Source organism: Paenarthrobacter sp. NPDC089714, from assembly GCF_044748905.1.
GTDB lineage: Bacteria > Actinomycetota > Actinomycetes > Actinomycetales > Micrococcaceae > Arthrobacter.
Window position 1 is genome coordinate 1 of record NZ_JBIVGX010000015.1, and the last position, 16,674, is coordinate 16,674.

General features: G+C 65.0%; 16 protein-coding genes. 14 read left to right on the top strand and 2 right to left on the bottom strand.

What is annotated here, in order from left to right; all coding sequences use genetic code 11:
- Positions 1-184: 184 nt before the first annotated feature.
- Positions 185-817 carry a uracil-DNA glycosylase gene (locus ACIPY3_RS19575; protein ID WP_400336705.1) on the bottom strand — a complete coding sequence of 211 codons (633 nt, stop codon included), beginning with the start codon at positions 815-817 and terminating at the stop codon, positions 185-187.
- Between the two features lie 242 nt (positions 818-1,059).
- On the opposite strand from ACIPY3_RS19575, the gene ACIPY3_RS19580 reads away from it, so the two are divergent.
- The 13 genes from ACIPY3_RS19580 (at position 1,060) to ACIPY3_RS19640 (ending at position 14,119) form a co-directional block, all read left to right on the top strand.
- Positions 1,060-1,401 (top strand): hypothetical protein, encoded by a 342-nt coding sequence (locus tag ACIPY3_RS19580; protein WP_400336706.1) that lies wholly within the window; start codon positions 1,060-1,062, stop codon positions 1,399-1,401.
- 170 nt (positions 1,402-1,571) lie between these two features.
- The gene (locus ACIPY3_RS19585; protein ID WP_400336707.1) at positions 1,572-2,189 is read left to right on the top strand and encodes a SipW-dependent-type signal peptide-containing protein; all 618 of its coding nucleotides are present in this window, start codon (positions 1,572-1,574) and stop codon (positions 2,187-2,189) included.
- A 3-nt stretch (positions 2,190-2,192) separates the two neighbouring features.
- Entirely contained in the window at positions 2,193-2,867 is a 675-nt protein-coding gene (locus ACIPY3_RS19590) for a SipW-dependent-type signal peptide-containing protein (RefSeq protein ID WP_400336708.1), read from the top strand.
- Complete coding sequence (locus tag ACIPY3_RS19595) at positions 2,864-3,412, top strand: signal peptidase I (protein WP_400336709.1); 549 nt, start codon at positions 2,864-2,866, stop codon at positions 3,410-3,412. Before ACIPY3_RS19590 ends, ACIPY3_RS19595 begins: the two co-directional genes overlap by 4 nt.
- Positions 3,399-4,226 (top strand): hypothetical protein, encoded by an 828-nt coding sequence (locus tag ACIPY3_RS19600; RefSeq protein ID WP_400336710.1) that lies wholly within the window; start codon positions 3,399-3,401, stop codon positions 4,224-4,226. Before ACIPY3_RS19595 ends, ACIPY3_RS19600 begins: the two co-directional genes overlap by 14 nt.
- Positions 4,223-4,753, top strand: coding sequence for a hypothetical protein (locus tag ACIPY3_RS19605; protein ID WP_400336711.1), 531 nt, complete (start codon positions 4,223-4,225; stop codon positions 4,751-4,753). Before ACIPY3_RS19600 ends, ACIPY3_RS19605 begins: the two co-directional genes overlap by 4 nt.
- A 230-nt stretch (positions 4,754-4,983) precedes the next feature.
- Positions 4,984-6,273: an adenylosuccinate synthase gene (locus ACIPY3_RS19610; protein WP_400336712.1), complete on the top strand. Its 1,290-nt coding sequence runs from the start codon at positions 4,984-4,986 to the stop codon at positions 6,271-6,273.
- A 144-nt stretch (positions 6,274-6,417) separates the two neighbouring features.
- Entirely contained in the window at positions 6,418-7,866 is a 1,449-nt protein-coding gene (locus ACIPY3_RS19615; protein ID WP_400336713.1) for an MFS transporter, read from the top strand.
- Between the two features lie 35 nt (positions 7,867-7,901).
- Positions 7,902-8,768: an SMP-30/gluconolactonase/LRE family protein gene (locus ACIPY3_RS19620; RefSeq protein WP_400336714.1), complete on the top strand. Its 867-nt coding sequence runs from the start codon at positions 7,902-7,904 to the stop codon at positions 8,766-8,768.
- 59 nt (positions 8,769-8,827) lie between these two features.
- Positions 8,828-10,168 (top strand): MFS transporter, encoded by a 1,341-nt coding sequence (locus ACIPY3_RS19625; RefSeq protein ID WP_400336715.1) that lies wholly within the window; start codon positions 8,828-8,830, stop codon positions 10,166-10,168.
- Between the two features lie 111 nt (positions 10,169-10,279).
- Positions 10,280-11,275 (top strand): Gfo/Idh/MocA family protein, encoded by a 996-nt coding sequence (locus tag ACIPY3_RS19630; RefSeq protein ID WP_400336716.1) that lies wholly within the window; start codon positions 10,280-10,282, stop codon positions 11,273-11,275.
- Between the two features lie 48 nt (positions 11,276-11,323).
- Positions 11,324-12,616, top strand: coding sequence for a DUF6379 domain-containing protein (locus tag ACIPY3_RS19635; RefSeq protein ID WP_400336717.1), 1,293 nt, complete (start codon positions 11,324-11,326; stop codon positions 12,614-12,616).
- Between the two features lie 21 nt (positions 12,617-12,637).
- A complete protein-coding gene (locus ACIPY3_RS19640; protein ID WP_400336718.1) occupies positions 12,638-14,119 on the top strand; it encodes a DUF6379 domain-containing protein in 1,482 nt (493 codons plus the stop codon).
- A gap of 93 nt (positions 14,120-14,212) precedes the next feature.
- Here ACIPY3_RS19640 and ACIPY3_RS19645 read toward each other — a convergent pair whose 3' ends face one another.
- Positions 14,213-15,160 carry a LysR family transcriptional regulator gene (locus ACIPY3_RS19645; RefSeq protein WP_400336719.1) on the bottom strand — a complete coding sequence of 316 codons (948 nt, stop codon included), beginning with the start codon at positions 15,158-15,160 and terminating at the stop codon, positions 14,213-14,215.
- A gap of 196 nt (positions 15,161-15,356) precedes the next feature.
- Between ACIPY3_RS19645 and ACIPY3_RS19650 the strand changes: the two genes are divergently transcribed.
- Positions 15,357-16,643, top strand: coding sequence for an ABC transporter substrate-binding protein (locus ACIPY3_RS19650; protein ID WP_400336720.1), 1,287 nt, complete (start codon positions 15,357-15,359; stop codon positions 16,641-16,643).
- Positions 16,644-16,674: the final 31 nt, after the last annotated feature.

Below are 16,674 nucleotides of genomic sequence, written 5' to 3' on the forward strand. Positions count from 1 at the left end.
CCGCGAAACCTGCACTCCCATGGGAAGCTGGCGCGGAAGGACCCAGCCCGGCGATAATGACCGCCCCAGGCGGGCCGCCCCCGTTCATATTGTCTGACTGGCAGTAGTGGTTGCTATGAGCGCTTGCTATGAGCGCTCAAAACAACAACAAATGCGAGCTAGTTGGGGGGCGGGTGGCGGGTAGCTACGCCTTGCGCGGGATGCCCGTGCGTGCCATGGCTTCGGCGTAGGCCGCGTGGATGGCGTCAAGGTATTCCTGCTGGCGTTCGGGCGTTCCGGCGAAGGAGCGGCCACCGAGGGAGCGGACCTTGAACGTCTTGAAACCGCGGCGGGCGATGCTGGCCGGAGCGGCCTTAATGAGCTGGTCGGCGAGGCGGTGTGCCTCGTTGCCGTGTGCCACCAGGGCGGACGTGCGCGGCAGGAGCTGCAGGAGGCGCAGGAGCGGCTTGAGGCCCTCGGTGATGTTGGCGGGGGTGAGCTTGCCCGGTTCCTCGGTGGGTTCGATCCACGGGTAGGCGTTCCACGGAATGACGTATTCCGGACGCAGGCCCAGCTGCCACTGCATGCCGAGCATGCGGGTGGTGGCCTCGTCGTCGCCGGGCTTGATGAAGCCCTCGCCGGAGGTGGTGCGCTGGTTGGAGAAAAGGCTGACGATACGGCAGTCGTCCATGCTGTGCGCGGGGTCGATGTAGAGGACCTCGCTGCCTGGCTTCTGTTCCTTGAGGGAATCGCACAGTCCGTTGACCTCGGCGATGTGGTCTTCGTAACGGCGGTTCCAGAGGAGTTGTTCGGGTGAGTCGATCGCCAGGTCTTGCATCAGAAGTTTGGTCTCCTAGGTGTCACAGCGCGCACCAATCGAACCGGCCGCGGACATGGCGCAGCGGACGCTCAAAGGGTGCTGTTGGGGGCTGGTTAACCTTACCGGACTGTGGAGGTGGTACTGTCCCGCCTCCGGCGTGCCGACCGAATAAGACGCGGCGTGTTGCGGCCCGGCGTGGCGGAGATCTCTCCTCCAGGGAGGCTCGACGGCGGGTGGCGGCTTCCGGCATGATGCCCGGTATGGAGAAACATGAGTCGTCCGCTGCCGCCGTGTCCGCTTTCGAGGACCTCGGTGCGGACCTCGCTGCGGCGGGAGTAGTGGTTGGCAAAATGTTCGGAGCCTCCTCGCTCATGCTGAACAAGAAAGCCCTCGCCTGCCTCAACGGCAATAAGGTGACCTTCAAGCTCGGCAGGAGCACCTCCGAACACGCCCGCGCGTTGGCCCTTCCAGGGGCGGCCCTGTTTGATCCTTCGGGAATGAACCGGCCCTTTAAGGATTGGGTGGAGGTGCCGTTCGAATCGCACGCGGAATGGCCGGCGTTCGCTGAGGCAGCGTTGGAGTTCGTGGCCGGCGAGAAGTGACCGCAGGAAGCGGCTGGGTAACATTTCCGCAGGTCAGCAACCTTACCGTTGACTTTGCCCCAGCCAAGTGATGGGTTGGAAGCAACGGTTTTGGGGGAAACCAGTACGGGACCCCCACATCCCGGCTCCCTGGCCGGGCCGCCGCAAACATCTACCGTGGGGGGTACAAAGTGGTTGCAACACATGAAGCGTCGCCGGACATCGACCAACGCCCAAGCAATGCTCCAAGAATCCGGGCAATCCTGGCTGGCGGCCTGGTCCTGGGAGTAGGTGCAGCCATCACCCTGGCTGCCTGGAACGACTCCGAATTCGCACAGGGCACCTTCACTGCAGGTGCCTTCAACCTCGAAGGAAGCACCGACGGCACCACCTTCGCGGAGCACCCCGTCGGCTCGCCGGCCACGCTGAGTTTCACGGCGAACCCGGGCAACCTCGCGCCCGGCGACGTGGTCACCGCGCCCTTCGCCGTCCGGCTTGACGACGGCACCACCAACGACGCTACCGTCACTGTTTCCACTGAGGCATCCACCGGTTTCCTGACCGGGCTCACGTACTCACTGACACGCTCGACGGCGTTCGGCTGCGGCGAGGCGGTTACCGGCACCTTGGTGACTGCCGGCCAGGCATTGGGCACGACGCCGGGGAGCGTCACCTTCGCGCTGACGCAGGGCGCAGGGACCGACCCGGGAGATGCGGTAAACCTCTGCTTCAGGATCACGGCAGATACCAACCTGGTTCAATCCCAAACCGGGACCACCACCTGGGAGTTCGCGGCGGAATCCCAGTGATCCATGGGCATCCAACACTCAACGACGCGCCGCGGAAAGAGGCAGCGGCGCGAGGTGTTCCTGCGCCTCCGGGCACTCCTTGCCGGGGCCTTGGCGCTGGGAATTGGCGGCTCGGTCACCCTCGCTGCATGGACTGACAGCGACTACGCCACGGGGACCTTCGGGGCCAGCGTGTTCGTCACGGAATCCAACGTCACCAAGCCCTACAGTGCGGCCGGAACATGGAGCACCAACGACGCGGCGCCTGGCGGGTCCTTGGTCTTCACCGCCACCGCGATGAGCCCCGGGACGGTTGCTTACGCACCTTTTGCCATCCGGACCAAGGCAAATTCCGTCGCGGGGGAAGTCGTGCTTGGCATTCCTGCCGTCACCAGCAGCGGAACAGGCACCTCGGACCTCGGTGCCGCGTTGCGGTACCGTGTGGTCCGCTCAGCCACGTGCGACGCTTCCGCCTTTACCGGGACACCCGCCTTCGTGGTGGGCAGCGACGGCGCCAAGCCTTTCACGCAGGGGCAAGCGGCCGGCGTCGTGAATCCGCTCGCTGCCGCCACCGCATCGTTGCCGGGGGCACCCACGCAGTTCTGCTTCGAAGTGACGCTGCCCGTGGGGGCGAACAACGCCCTCCAGGGCCAGACGGCGACGGCCACCTGGCAGTTCACGGCTGCCTCGAGCTCATGAGCAGCAGTCCTTGGCCCCGCCGCCTCCGCGAAACTCTGTTGAACATCGCGGCCGCCGGTGGTGCCGTGTGCATCCTGGCCGTCCTCGCCGCCGTGGTTTTCAACATTTCCCTGGTCCTGTTCAAGACCGGCTCCATGTCCCCGGCGATTCCGGCAGGGTCGTTGGCGCTGGTCCGCGAGGTACCGGCCGCGGATGTCCGGGTGGGGGACGTCGTCACCGTCGACCGGGCCGGGAAGCTGCCCATCACGCACCGCGTGCAGACCATCCAGGCGGCGGAAGGGGAATCCCGGACCATCACCATGAAGGGCGACGCCAACGCCCAGCCCGACCCGGCGCCCTATGTCGTGGAACGGGTCCGCGTCGTCCTGTGGTCCGTGCCCGGGCTCGCCTACCCGCTCGCTGCCGCCGCAAATCCAGTGTTCCTTGGCGCCACCACGGTAGCCGTTGCGGCGCTGGTGACGTGGGTGTTGTGGCCGCGGTCCCGGCGCCGGCCGCGTGCGGAACAGCGCAGCGGGCGTAAGGGCGGACGGCATGCGGCTGCGTAGTTGGGGGTTCGGCGTGGCAGGGCTGGCGGTGCTGGCAGCGGCAGCGGTCCCGGCCGGTGCCAGTGTGACGCCGGACGGTCCGCCCGACGCGCCGCCGTCCGGCTGGTTGGAGGTCGACGGCGGTCCGGCCGGCCAGGTGCACCAGCTCACCCCTGGCGGGACTGCCCACTGGGCGGTGGACGTGAAGGTCCAGGGTGAGCCGGCCAGTGCCTTGGAAGTGTGGTTGGAACCCGGTTCAGTTGCGGCGGAAGAGCAAATGCTTCGCGATCATCTCAGCGTGGAACTGCAAGCCTGCGGGCAACCGTGGGTGGATGGTGCCTGTGCCGGAGGTCTGCAGGAGTTGCTGGAACCCACGGCGCTCGCCGATGCCGAGGGCGCCAGGGTGCAGCTGGAGGAGCCCGGGCCGGCTGGTTCCCCTGGGACGTACGTGCTGGTCACGGCCTCGCTCGCCAACGATGCCCCACAGGAGATCCAGGGAAAGAAGACGCGCCTGGTCCTGGGTGTTCACGGCGCGGGGGATGACCTTGGCGGTGCCGGCTCGGGTGGTGAAGACGGGCCGCCCGGAGGAGCCGGGTCTGGCGGCGACGGGTCTGGCGGCGACAGCGCGAACCACCCAGCCGAACCGGGGCAGGGAACCCAGGCACCGCCGTCGGGCTTTCTGTCCGAAACCGGCACCAAGCTGGCCGGATTCGCACTCCTGGGCGTGCTCGCCGTCGGCGCAGGCTTCGCGTTGTCCGGCCTGCGGGGTGGGACGGGGTTCCGGGGCGGGGCCGGGCTCCGGGGTCGGGCCGGGTTCCGGGGTGGGCGCGCATGAAGGCACGCATGATGCTGGCCGGGCTTGCCCTGGCACTCGGGATGGTGTTGTCCGCAGCGAACCCTCTGGAGGTCACCGAGGCGGCATGGGAGCGGAACACCTTTGCTACGGACAGCTTTGGCACGGTCACCATTCCGGCGCCGACGCTCAACGGCCAGTGCACGTACAACCCGGGGCCTCTGGGACTGAACGCGTATGTGCGGATCTTCTGGTTGCCACCGGCAGGCTACACCTTGGCGCAGGCCGAGATGCAGGCGTCCACCAGTGGGCTTGGCTCCGCCCTGGCCCCCTTGACCGGATACAACCTGACCACCAACACCACGGGGAACGCCACCACGGGGTACATCACGGACGTCCAGACCAACCTGCTGGGCGGGCTGTTGGGCCTCGGAACCGAGCTGCAGCTGGCGATCGTGATCAAGGATCCCGCCACCGGGTGGACCTCGAAATCCGCGTCCGTTGCCAGTAATGCCGGCCTGATCGGCGGGCTTGGCGGGAACTGCAGGAACCTGCCGGCGGGTTCCTGATGCCGTGCAAGACCACAAGCCGCCCCGCCGCCACCAAAACTTCACGCGACCGCCGTCGAACGCTCCTTGACACCAGACTTTCAGGGCGCATCGGCTAAACTTGGCTGGTAAGAGCCCCGAACCTCTTGCGTTGGCTGCCGTCATGGTGGCCACACCGGTAACCTCGGGGCATTCTCATGTACGGCGCCCAGCCACAGCGGCTCGGCCCGAAAAGAATGGGGGAGGATCCCATGCCCGCAATCGTGATCGTCGGAGCCCAGTGGGGCGACGAAGGCAAAGGCAAAGCAACCGACCTGCTCGGTGGCCGCGTTGACTACGTGGTCAAGCCCAACGGCGGAAACAACGCCGGGCACACTGTGGTTGTTGGCGGTGAGAAGTACGAGCTCAAGCTCCTTCCCGCAGGCATCCTGAGCCCCAACGCCATTCCGATTATTGGCAACGGTTGCGTGGTGAACCTCGAGGCCCTCTTCCAGGAGATCGACGGCCTCGAAGCCCGTGGCGCGGACACCTCCCGACTGCGGGTATCCGCCAACGCCCACCTCGTTGCTCCTTACCACCAGGTGCTGGACAAGGTGACCGAACGCTTCCTCGGCAGCCGCGCCATCGGCACCACCGGCCGTGGCATCGGCCCCGCCTACATGGACAAGGTGGCCCGCCTGGGCATCCGCGTCCAGGACGTCTTCGACGAGTCCATCCTCCGCCAGAAGGTGGAAGGCTCGCTGCGCCAGAAGAACGAGCTCCTGGTCAAGGTGTACAACCGCCGGGACATCGAGACCGAAGAGATCGTGCAGTACTTCCTGTCCTTCGCCGAGCGACTGCGCCCGCTGGTCATCGACAGCACCCTGGAGCTGAACAACGCCCTGGACGAGGGCAAGGTGGTGCTCATGGAAGGCGGCCAGGCAACGTTCCTGGACGTGGACCACGGCACCTACCCGTTCGTCACCTCCTCCAACCCGACGGCCGGCGGCGCTTCCGTGGGTTCCGGCATCGGGCCTACCCGCATCTCCCGCTCCATCGGCATCATCAAGGCCTACACCACGCGCGTTGGCGCCGGCCCGTTCCCCACGGAACTCTTCGACGAGATGGGCGTGTACCTGCAGAAGACCGGCGGTGAGTTCGGCGTGAACACCGGGCGTCCCCGCCGCTGCGGTTGGTACGACGCCGTCCTGGCCCGCCACGCCTCCCGCGTCAACGGCTTCACGGACTACTTCGTCACCAAGCTGGACGTGCTCACCGGCATCGAGCAGATCCCCGTCTGTGTTGCCTACGACGTTGACGGCGTCCGCCACGACGAGATGCCCATGACGCAGACCGAGTTCCACCACGCGGTGCCCATCTTCGAGTACTTCGACGGCTGGACCGAGGACATCACCGGCGCCCGGACCCTGGAAGACCTCCCCGAGAACGCCCGCAACTACGTGCTGGCCCTCGAGAAGCTCTCCGGTACGCGCTTCTCCGCGATCGGCGTCGGCCCGGACCGCGACCAGACGATCGTGGTGCATGACCTGATCAACGACTAACTGCCAGTCACTGATTGACGACGGCGGCGGACCACCTCGGGCGGTCCGCCGCCTTTGTCGTTCCCGGGACTAATTCCGCAACCACCGCGGTTAGCACCTTGAGGGGACGGAAACACGGTACGAACGCGACGGGATAAGACATACATGACTGCAGAAACTGCCGACGGAGTCGGGTTCCGTTCCAAGCGTGGGCCCATCCTCATTGCCCTGATGCTGTCCACCGGGCTCGTAGCCATTGATTCCACGATCGTGGCCACGGCCGTCCCGTCGATCGTTGGGGACATCGGCGGCTTCTCGTCCTTCCCCTGGCTTTTTTCGGCCTACCTGTTGGCGCAGGCGGTGTCCGTTCCCGTCTACGCGAAGCTCTCGGATGTCCTGGGCCGCAAACCGATCATCCTCAGCGGGATCGCGCTTTTTCTGCTCGGCTCCATCCTCTGTGGACTTGCTTGGAGCATGCCCGCCCTCATCGCCTTCCGTGTGCTGCAGGGTCTTGGCGCCGGTGCGGTGCAGCCGGTATCGATCACCATTGCCGGCGACATCTACACCCTCGCCGAACGCGCCAAAGTGCAGGGCTACCTGGCCAGCGTGTGGGCCATTTCCTCGGTGGTGGGTCCCACGCTGGGTGGCGTGTTCGCATCGTTGGGCATCTGGCGCTGGATCTTCCTGATCAACATCCCGCTATGCCTCCTGGCCGGCTGGATGCTGGCCCGCACCTTCCACGAAGACGTCAAGAAGACCACGCACCGCATCGACTACCTCGGCGCAGTCTTGTTGACCACCGCGCTGAGCCTCCTGATCCTCGGGGCGCTGGAAGGAGGCCAGGCCTGGGCCTGGAACTCGCCCGTCAGCATCGCGGTTTTCGCCGTCGGTGCAGTGCTGCTCGCCGCGTTCCTCCTGGTGGAGCGGAAAGCAGCCGAACCGGTCCTCCCCCCGTGGGTGGTCTCCCGCAGGCTGCTGTCGACGACGGCCATGATCGCCTTCGGAATTGGCGCGGTGATGCTTGGCCTCACATCGTACGTGCCCACGTTCCTCGAAGGAGCACTGCAGACCTCGCCGCTCCTGGCCGGTCTCGCGTTGGCGGCGCTGACGCTTGGCTGGCCCATCAGTGCCTCCCAGGCAGGCCGCTTCTACCTGCGGATCGGCTTCAGGCGCACAGCCCTGATCGGCATTTCCATCACCGTGGTGGGCACCGGCATCCTGGCCCTCACGGCGTCCGCTCCCAGCGTCCTGCTGGTTGCGGCCTCGTGCTTCGTGGTGGGGCTGGGCCTGGGGTTGGTAGCCACGCCAACACTCATCGCCGCCCAGTCGAGCGTCGAATGGAACGAGCGCGGGGTAGTCACGGGCACCAACCTCTTTGCCCGGTCCATCGGCAGTTCCATCGGGGTGGCGGTGTTCGGGGCGGTGGCCAACGCCATTTACGCCAACAGTGGCGGGCCGAATCCGCAATCAACCATCCAAGCGTCCAGTGCCGTGTTCCTCGCCGTCCTGGTCGGCGCCGTGCTCACTGTCGTCGCGGTCGTCGCCATGCCGGAAGCCGGTGCCAAGAGTCCCGAGGCGGCCCCGGAGACGGATGCGGTGCGCTCGCAGGACTAGGCTCTATCCCGGGGTCACAACGGAAAGGTCACCGCATGGAACTGATCACGGGCACGCTGGAAAAGGTCTTCGAGGGCACCATCTGGGCGGAGGGACCTGTATGGATTCCGCAGTCCCAAACCGTCCGCTGGAGCGACATCCCCAATAACAGGATCCTTGAGTACAGCCCGGAGTCAGGCCAAACGCGGGAGTACGCCACCGCCGTCGAATTCACCAACGGCCGCACCCTGGACCGCGACGGCAGCGTAGTCCAGTGCAGCCACGGGCGGCGCCGCGTCGAGCGGGATCACGACGGCGTGGTGTCGGCAATCGTCGATTCGTTCGGCGGGCACCGGCTCAATTCGCCCAACGATGTTGTGGTGGCCAAGGACGGGACGGTGTGGTTCACGGATCCGCCCTACGGCATCCTGCCCGGGACCGTGGAGGGCCACGAGGGGGAGCAGGAATATGGCGGTTGCTACGTGTTCCGCTTCGACCCGGCCACCAAGGAACTGACGCCGGTGGTCACTGACCTGGTCCATCCCAACGGGCTGGCGTTCTCTCCGGACGAGTCCGTTCTGTACGTCGCGGACACCGCCGGCCCTGGGCGCGGTTCGCCGTTCCGGATCGCAGCCTACCCGGTTGAAAACGGGACGTGCGGAGCCGGGCAGACATTCGTGGAACTTGAGGACGATAAGGTTTCGGACGGATTCCGGGTGGACGTCGAGGGCAGGGTCTGGACATCCGCCGGCGCTTCGGTGCGGGTTTACGCGCCCGACGGCGGCCTGTTGACCGCCGTCGATGTTCCCGAACGCGTTTCCAACCTGTGTTTCGGTGGGCAGGACGGCCAGGACCTGTACCTCACCGCGACCACGTCCCTGTATCGGCTGAGGACATCGACGCGGGATACCGTCCACCCCTAGCGCTCGCCGCCCCGATGGACGATCATCGGGAGAAAAGCGGTTCAAGCCAAGGACAGGCCATGAAGGACACCAAGAACGTCGTGGGGGATCCAGTCCAAGCTACCGCCGCCTTCAAGCGGCGCTTCATGTACAGGATGGTCTTCGTCCTGGCCGGAGGCATGTTCCTGGACGGCTACATCCTGGGCATTTTTGGTCCGGTGACGGGGTCCATGACCGAAGACCTGGACTTGTCCACGCTCTGGGAAGGCCTGATCGCGGCCGGCCCGCTGTTCGGGATTCTCCTGGGCTCACCCATCGGCGGTTGGGCGGGGGACAAATTCGGCCGGAAGCCCCTGTTCCTGATCGACATGAGCCTCTTCGTGGTGGCCTCGGGCGTGCAGTTCTTCGTCGACTCGCCCGAGGTGCTCTTTGCTGTCCGCTTCGCCATGGGCGTGGCGATCGGCGTCGAGTATTCCGTTGGTTGGCCGCTGATGTCCGAGTTCGCTCCGGCGCGCTTGCGGGGACGGCTCCTGGGCCTGACCCTGGTGGCTTGGTATGCCGGCTTCATGCTCGCCTTCCTCTTTGGCTACCTGCTAGAGCAGTTCACCGCTGTGGACTGGCGCGTGATCCTGGGCAGCAGCACCATCATTGCCGTGGTGTTGTTCCTCTTCCGGATTGGCCTGCCGGAATCTCCCCGCTGGCTCTGGAACCAGGGGCGGCGTGATGAGGCCATGGCGGTGGCCCATAGGTACATGGAAAGCCCTGACGAAATGGCTGACGTGCAGCGGGAAGACACCAAGCACGGGACGTTCTCCATGCTCTTCTCGCGGCAATACTGGCGGTCCACGCTGTTCGTCTCCATGTTCTGGTTCTGCGGCGTGGCCCCGTACTTTGCCATCGCGACCTTCGCCGACAGCGTGCTGAGCGGATATGGACTCGGCGGAGGGTTGGCTGGCGGCGTCGGGCTCTCCGCAGTTGCGCTCGTCGCCGTGATCATCACGGTCCTCCTGGTCGACAAAGCAGGCCGGCGCGCCATGACCGTCCCGCCCCAGTGGGCTGCCGCCGTCGTGCTTGCCGTCATTGGACTATGGGGCGGTGCGCCGCCGCTGGCAGTGCTGATTTTGTTCCTGGTGTTTTCCTTCGTCAACGCCATGTACAACACACTCACCGGCATCTATCCGGGCGAGGTCTTCCCCACGGAGATCCGCGGCATCGGGACGGGCTTCGCGGCCGCGGTCAGCCGGGTGGGCGCGGGTCTGGGTACCTTCCTGCTGCCGTGGTCCATGGTGAACCTCGGCTCGGCCACCACCATGCTGATTGCCTCGGGCGTCGCGTTCGTCGGCGCTGGCCTCTCGCAATGGTTGGCGCCGGAGACGAAGGGGAAGAGCCTCACGGAGGCGGCCGCGGGCTTCTCGCACTAAGAATGGCAAGAGGCGTGCCTTGGGATGACTCCGCCATTGCTTATGTCTGAAAAGAACATTAGAGTGTTCAAAACAAGACTAAGTAAGCCGTGTAGCTGAGGAGAACCCCTAATGACGCGTCCATCGCTGAGGGTTGGCATCTTCGGGACTGGAAGCATCGCCGAGCGGGCCATGGTCGAGCCTTCTGCCCTGGTCGATAAGGTCCAAGTGGTAGCCGTGGGGTCCCGCGAGCCCGAACGGGCACGGGCGTTCGCCGATCGTTTCGGAATCCAGTCGGCCGGTGACTACGCCAGCGTCATGGCCGATCCCGACGTCGATCTTGTGTACGTGGCGCTGCCGCCCACCGTTCACGCGCAATGGGCGGTGGCTGCCCTCCAAGCCGGAAAGCACGTGCTCTGTGAGAAGCCGCTCTCCGCAAACGGTACGGATGCCAAAGCCATCGCGGATGCTGCGTCGGCCAACGGCCGCTCTGCCTTCGTCGGCTTCCACTACCGGCTCCACTCCTTCACCCGGCGGCTCCTGGAAGTCATCCGGTCAGGACAGCTCGGAGATATCCAGGATGTCGGGATCGACTTCAGCATCCCCCATTTTGTGGTCAAGCCAGGCAATATCCGTTTGAACGGTGCCCTGGGCGGTGGCGCCGTTATGGACGTCGGCTGCTACGCGATTGATCTGTTGCGTGCGGCATGGGGTGAGGCGGAGGTGGTTTCGTCCACCTCCAAGCTCTACGACGACGATCCTCGCGTCGATATGGAGACCGACTTCGTGCTTGCTTTCACGTCCGGTATCAAGGCCCGGGTCCGGGCGTCCTTCCTTGGCGATGACAAAGGGCGGATGTCACTGGATATCGTCGGCTCCAACGCATCGCTGCGCGCTACCAGCGTGATCGTTCCCCAGTGGGGCGCTACGCTCCGCGTCACAGCCGGCGACACGGTGCTCATCGACGAAAAGGCTTCCGAAGGGGAATCGAGTTATGTAGCGCAGCTTGAGCACTTGGTGGAGGTGCTCGGCGCGGGCGCTCCGACGCCGCTCGGTGCCGCCGACGCCACAGCCACCATGGCACTCGTCGACGACGTCTACCGGGCTTCGGGGCTCCAGCCCCGCTGAGCTTGACCAGCGGTTTTTCCTACCTGTAACCAGAGAGAAAGAGCAACGATGCTTCTCGAGCGAGACCTTATCCAAGCCACCGGCTTCCGCAATGTCCGCGACGGCGACCGGATCACCGGGTTCCAATTCCGGGTGCGGATGCCCTCCTACCGCGGCATGGCTGCATCTCTGATCGACGGCGTTGCCGTCCGCGTGGGCAACCTCGTGGATGTACCTGCTGACGTTCCGTCGTGGACCCTGCAGGGCAAGACGCACACGCTGCAGGAACTCTGGGCCAGCGAGGGCGTGCGCTGGCAGTTGGATGAGGCCGCCACTGTAACGGTTCCCCTTGAGGGAGGGCTGCCCCAAGGTGTCCACGAACTCCAGATCGAGCTGAAGCTGCGCATGTCCTACATTCCCGTGGAACACCAGCCCTCGGTTTACCGGGAATCCCGGTGGATCACGCTTGGCCCCGAAGGCGGGGAGGGCGTGTTCCGCTATGGCGTGTCCCTCTACAGCTTTATGCACGACTTCGGTACGGTCCTGGACCTGGAAACCGCGTTGGCGGCCGTGGCAGATACCGGGGCCACCGGCGTCGAAATCCTGGGCGAGGGGCATGTACCCGGCTATCCGGAACCCACCCCCGAATGGATCGACCAGTGGTTCAGCCTGCTGGAGAAGTACTCCCTTGAGCCCACCAATTACGGCTCCTGGATCGATACGAGGCTCCGTCCTGGCGCGGCCATGACTGCCGAAGAAGGGGCCGCGGCGCTGCAACGCGATCTCCGCCTGGCCAACCGCCTGGGCTTCGGGTTCGTGCGGCCCAAGATCGGCCTGGTCTCCAGTGACCTGATCCCGGACCCCATCTGGACCGAATCCGTGGAGCGCTCGCTGGACCTGGCCCACGAGCTGGGTGTGGTGATCTGCCCGGAAATCCACTCGCCGACTCCCATCAAGCACCCGGTGGTGGACGACTACATCAACCTGATCGAGCGCACGGGGACCAAGAACTTTGGCCTGTTGATCGATACCGGTATTTTCCAGGACCGGCCCATTCCGCTGCGCGCCGGCGAGACGCGGGAAACACGTCCGGCGTTCCTTGATGGCATTGGCGTGGACCCCGCCGATTTCGCCGACGTCGCGAAGTACGTGGTGTTTGTCCAAGCCAAATTCCACGACATTGACCAAAACCTTGAGGACCAGCAAATTCCGTGGCGCCCCGTGCTCAAGGCGCTGAAGGACTCGGGTTACGACGGCTACCTGTCCAGCGAATACGAGGGCGAACGGACTCCGTGGCGCTCCATCGAGCAGGTACGCCGCCAGCATTCACTTATCCGCACCATTGCCGCCGAACTAGCCTGACCCCCACAGCAAGGACCCAAGATGCCCAACGGACTCATCCAAGAAGACAGCCTCCGTGCACACCCGGACGGCCTCGCGCTATCGCTGACACTGCCCTGGTACCGGAGCCTGTGGTTGTCCTCGGTTTCCACCCTGAAACTCACGGTGGATGGCGAGGAGGTGCCGCAAGAGGACCTCTCCCTCCAGCTGGGTGGAAAGACGTACTCGCTGACCGAACTGCCGGCCCAGTCGGAAACGCTCTGGTTCCTGCAGGAACATCCGCGCTTGGTTGCCCGACGCCCGGAACCGGTGTCCCTGGGCGAAAAGCACACGGTGCAGATCTTTGGCGAACTTCGCCTCCCGTACATGCAGATTGCGCCGGGCCAGGACGGCGGACCGGGAATGTACGTGCCGAACTTCGTTAACCAGACGCTGGAACTGACAGTGGTGGACGCGGACGCGCCGGCACCGGAAACCACGACGGCGGTCACCCCGGCGCCGCCGAAAGCGGACGAAGACCCGTTCCACCTGGGGCTGACGCTCTACTCGGCCAGCGCGGAATTCCGGGCCGGCTGGTACGACTTTGACGGCTTGCTTAACCGTGTGGCGGAACTGGGCATTGGGCCGGGTATCGAAATTGTTGCCTCCCAGGTGCTTCCGGCGTACCCGGAGGTCAGCGACGACTTCGTACGGTCCTGGCAGGCTGCGTTCGACAAGCACGGCTTCGACGCAAGCTCCTTCGGCGCCAACCTGGACATGGGACGGCGGCGGGACCGGGACATGACCCCGGACGAAGAGTACGAGTTCACGGAGACGCTCTTCCATGGAGCAAAGAAGCTCGGTTTCCCGCTGGTGAGGATCCAGAGTGCCAAGCCTGCCCTGCTCCGACGGCTGCTCCCGCTGGCAGAGCAACTCGAGCTCAAGCTCGCCTACGAGATCCACGCTCCGCTTGGCCCGAACTCGCCGGACATCATGAAGGTCCGGGACGTGTACGCTGAACTGGATTCACCGTTGCTGGGCTTCGTGGCGGACTTCTCTTCCACCATGCACAGCATGTCGCCCACGTTGCTCCGGGCCGTTTCGAGGGCGGGCCTCGATGGGGAAGCGCTGGAACGCCTTCAAGCCGTCTGGGCAACGGATGCCTCCATGCGGGAACGCCAGGAGGAGTTCATTGGCTACCTCCGCAGCCGCGGATTCGACCCCGCGAGGCTTGGCTCGTTCGCCCACCTTGCCTTCAACATGCACGGCCACATCAACCCGCGCGAATGGGCAGACATCATGCCGCAGATCATGCATGTCCACGCCAAGTTCTATGACATCGACGAGCATGGCAACGAGCCGGCCATCGACTACCCGGAACTCGTCAGGGTGTTCGTGGAGGGCGGCTACCGTGGCTACTGGTCCAGTGAATGGGAAGGCCATGCTTTCGCAGAGTTGGGCGAAGTGGATCCGTTGTTGTTGGTGCGGAAGCAGCACGACCTGATCCGCCGCAGCATGCGGGCTGCAGTAACCGCTGCGGTCTAACGCCGCGGCCTCTCAACGCAGACGTCAAGCCTGGCCGGATTTCCGGCCAGGCTTGACGTGCTGGCCCTGAGCCTGGATCCGGCCGCCGCCAGGTCAGGCGTCGGTGCCGGCGTCAGTTGCGGAGGCTACGATCGCCGCGGCCTCCTCGAACAGTCCCCGCATCCAAATGTGCTCCGAGTCCGCGTTGTGGACGGGGTGCCACCACAGGGCGTTAACCAAGGGAGTTGCCGGGAACGGCAGCGGGAGGACCCGAACGCCGCCGAGCCGCCGGGCGATCGGGGCCAACGCCGCCTGGATCAGCCCGATCCTGTTGGTGCCGGCCACAAAGTGGGGGAGTGCCTGGAAGCTCTCCACCACTACCTCCACCCGGGGCTCGATGCCCAGTTGTTGGATCTGCCGTTCCGCGGACGTGAAGGCGGAACGTGATTGGTAGGTCATCACCCAGGGCAATTGGGCGATGTTGTCCATGGAGACGGCCTCGCCCACCTCCTGGTTGCTCTCGGAAACTACGGCCAGCCAGTCGTCGCGCCAGAGGTCCACGAAGGGCAGCCCTGTGAGGATGCCGTGCGGGATCACCATGCCGTCCGCGGCCCGGAGGCGGTTGGCTGCGTCCTCCACCACTACGGGGTTGTGGAGCATGAAGCGGAAACGGACGCCCGGAGCGCGCTCAGCGGCTAGCTCCGAGACCACGCGGCCAACAGTGGTGAAGCCGTAGTCCGAGCCATAAATGGAGAACTCCCGGGCTGATTCGTTGGGCTCCCAACTGGCCTGGCTCTCGAAGACCCGGCGGGCGGCGTCCAAGGCCATGGTGGTGTGCTCGGCGAGGCGCAACGCAAAGGGCGTGAGCTCGTAGGTGTTGCCGCGGCGGGCCAGGATGGGATCCCCGAAGTGGTTGCGCAGGCGTGCGAGCGAGGCGCTCAAGGCGGGTTGGCTCAGGTGCAGGCGCTCTGCTGCGCGGGTCACGCTGCGCTCGGTGATCAGGGCATCCAAGGACGTGAGCAGGTTGAGATCAAGCCTGGAGAGCAGGGAGTGGTCCGTCACAACGGGCATCCTTCGAGTCGGGGCCGGGGGCGTCTTTCCGCCTGATGAGGGCGCAGCACGTTCATCTTAACTTAGAGCAGCGGGACTTATGTGCGGTATCCGAAATACTTATGTGTCTTTCTGGCAGATGCCATGCATACTGGTGAGTGACCGGGGTCACGGACCCCGCCAGACAAAGAAGTCAGAAAGGCTGAACATGACACAGCACCGCTTCCGGGGACTCAAGCTCGGCGTCCTCGTTATCCCAACCGCTGCTGCACTCGCACTCACAGGCTGCTCGAACTCCGCGTCGACGGGCAGCAACGGAGGTTCCAAGGAATTCTCCTTGACGTTCTCCACCTCCAACACCATTGAAAGCCCGTTCCAAAAGCTCGGCGAGCAGTACATGGCCGCACACCCGGATGTGAAGATCACGTTCAACGCGCAGCCCAACGACTCCTACGACCAGACGGTCCGCACACAGTTGCAGGCCGGCAATGCCTCCGATGTCATCGTCACCTCTCCCGGTTCGGGAACGGGTCGAAGCATCCTCCCGCTGGTTGACGCGAACTTCCTGGAACCCCTGGACGATTCGGCGAAGAACCTGGTTCCGGTTGGAAGTGAGGCGCTGTTCGGCAAGGACGGCAAGGTCTACGGCCAGGCCGCCGAGATGACCGTTGTTGGCTTGGTGGTGAATGAAACCGCGGCCAAGGCCTCAGGTGTTGCAGACTTCCCCACCGACTTCGCAGGGCTGGAAAAGCAGTGCTCCACGCTCAGCTCCGCCAACAAGTCCTTCTTCGCCCTGGCCGGCTCTGCCGCACCGAATACGGGCTTGATGGCGATGTCCCTTGCCGCGTCCCGCGTGTACGCAGAAGACCCCAAGTGGAACGAAAAGCGGTCCGGCAACCAGACCAAGTTCGCCGACTCCCAGGGCTGGAAGGACTCCCTCGAGGCAGTCAAGAAGCTGAACGATGCAGGCTGCTTCCAGAAGGGTGCGGCCGGTGCAGGCTTCGACGCCATCACCAAGGGCCTGGCCAGTGGCACCTCAGTTGCCGGCTTCGTACCCGCTCCGTCGTGGAAGCAACTTAAGACCGCCGCCGCTGATTCCGATTTCGTAGTTCGTGCGCTTCCGTCCGAGCAGAGCTCAGACAAGGGCTTTGTCTACGCCAGCGCCAACTACTCCTTCTCCATCAACGCCGCCTCCAAGAACAAGGACGCAGCCAAGGCGTTCCTCGATTGGGCAGCCCAGCCGGAGCAGACCAAGGCTTTCGCCGAGATCGACGGCGCCCTCCCGGTCAGTGGCCTGGATACCTATGACTACGCTTCCGGCGCCTACAAGAACGTGGGCGACCTCATCAAGGACGGAAAGTACGGTCCGCTTCCCAACAGCCAGTGGCCCAACTCTGCTGTCTACGACGCCCTCGCCACCGGTGTCCAGGGACTCCTGACCGGCCAGAAGTCTGTTGACCAGGTCCTGCAGGCCATGGATTCGGCCTGGGGCTAAGCCGGATTCCCACCATCACCGTTCGCTCTAC

Coding starts and splice junctions, on each gene's coding strand:
- ACIPY3_RS19575 (WP_400336705.1), bottom strand. CDS start 817: ATGCAAGACCTGGCGATCGACTCACCCGAACAACTCCTCTGGAACCGC.
- ACIPY3_RS19580 (WP_400336706.1), top strand. CDS start 1,060: ATGGAGAAACATGAGTCGTCCGCTGCCGCCGTGTCCGCTTTCGAGGAC.
- ACIPY3_RS19590 (WP_400336708.1), top strand. CDS start 2,193: ATGGGCATCCAACACTCAACGACGCGCCGCGGAAAGAGGCAGCGGCGC.
- ACIPY3_RS19595 (WP_400336709.1), top strand. CDS start 2,864: ATGAGCAGCAGTCCTTGGCCCCGCCGCCTCCGCGAAACTCTGTTGAAC.
- ACIPY3_RS19600 (WP_400336710.1), top strand. CDS start 3,399: ATGCGGCTGCGTAGTTGGGGGTTCGGCGTGGCAGGGCTGGCGGTGCTG.
- ACIPY3_RS19605 (WP_400336711.1), top strand. CDS start 4,223: ATGAAGGCACGCATGATGCTGGCCGGGCTTGCCCTGGCACTCGGGATG.
- ACIPY3_RS19610 (WP_400336712.1), top strand. CDS start 4,984: ATGCCCGCAATCGTGATCGTCGGAGCCCAGTGGGGCGACGAAGGCAAA.
- ACIPY3_RS19615 (WP_400336713.1), top strand. CDS start 6,418: ATGACTGCAGAAACTGCCGACGGAGTCGGGTTCCGTTCCAAGCGTGGG.
- ACIPY3_RS19620 (WP_400336714.1), top strand. CDS start 7,902: ATGGAACTGATCACGGGCACGCTGGAAAAGGTCTTCGAGGGCACCATC.
- ACIPY3_RS19625 (WP_400336715.1), top strand. CDS start 8,828: ATGAAGGACACCAAGAACGTCGTGGGGGATCCAGTCCAAGCTACCGCC.
- ACIPY3_RS19630 (WP_400336716.1), top strand. CDS start 10,280: ATGACGCGTCCATCGCTGAGGGTTGGCATCTTCGGGACTGGAAGCATC.
- ACIPY3_RS19635 (WP_400336717.1), top strand. CDS start 11,324: ATGCTTCTCGAGCGAGACCTTATCCAAGCCACCGGCTTCCGCAATGTC.
- ACIPY3_RS19640 (WP_400336718.1), top strand. CDS start 12,638: ATGCCCAACGGACTCATCCAAGAAGACAGCCTCCGTGCACACCCGGAC.
- ACIPY3_RS19650 (WP_400336720.1), top strand. CDS start 15,357: ATGACACAGCACCGCTTCCGGGGACTCAAGCTCGGCGTCCTCGTTATC.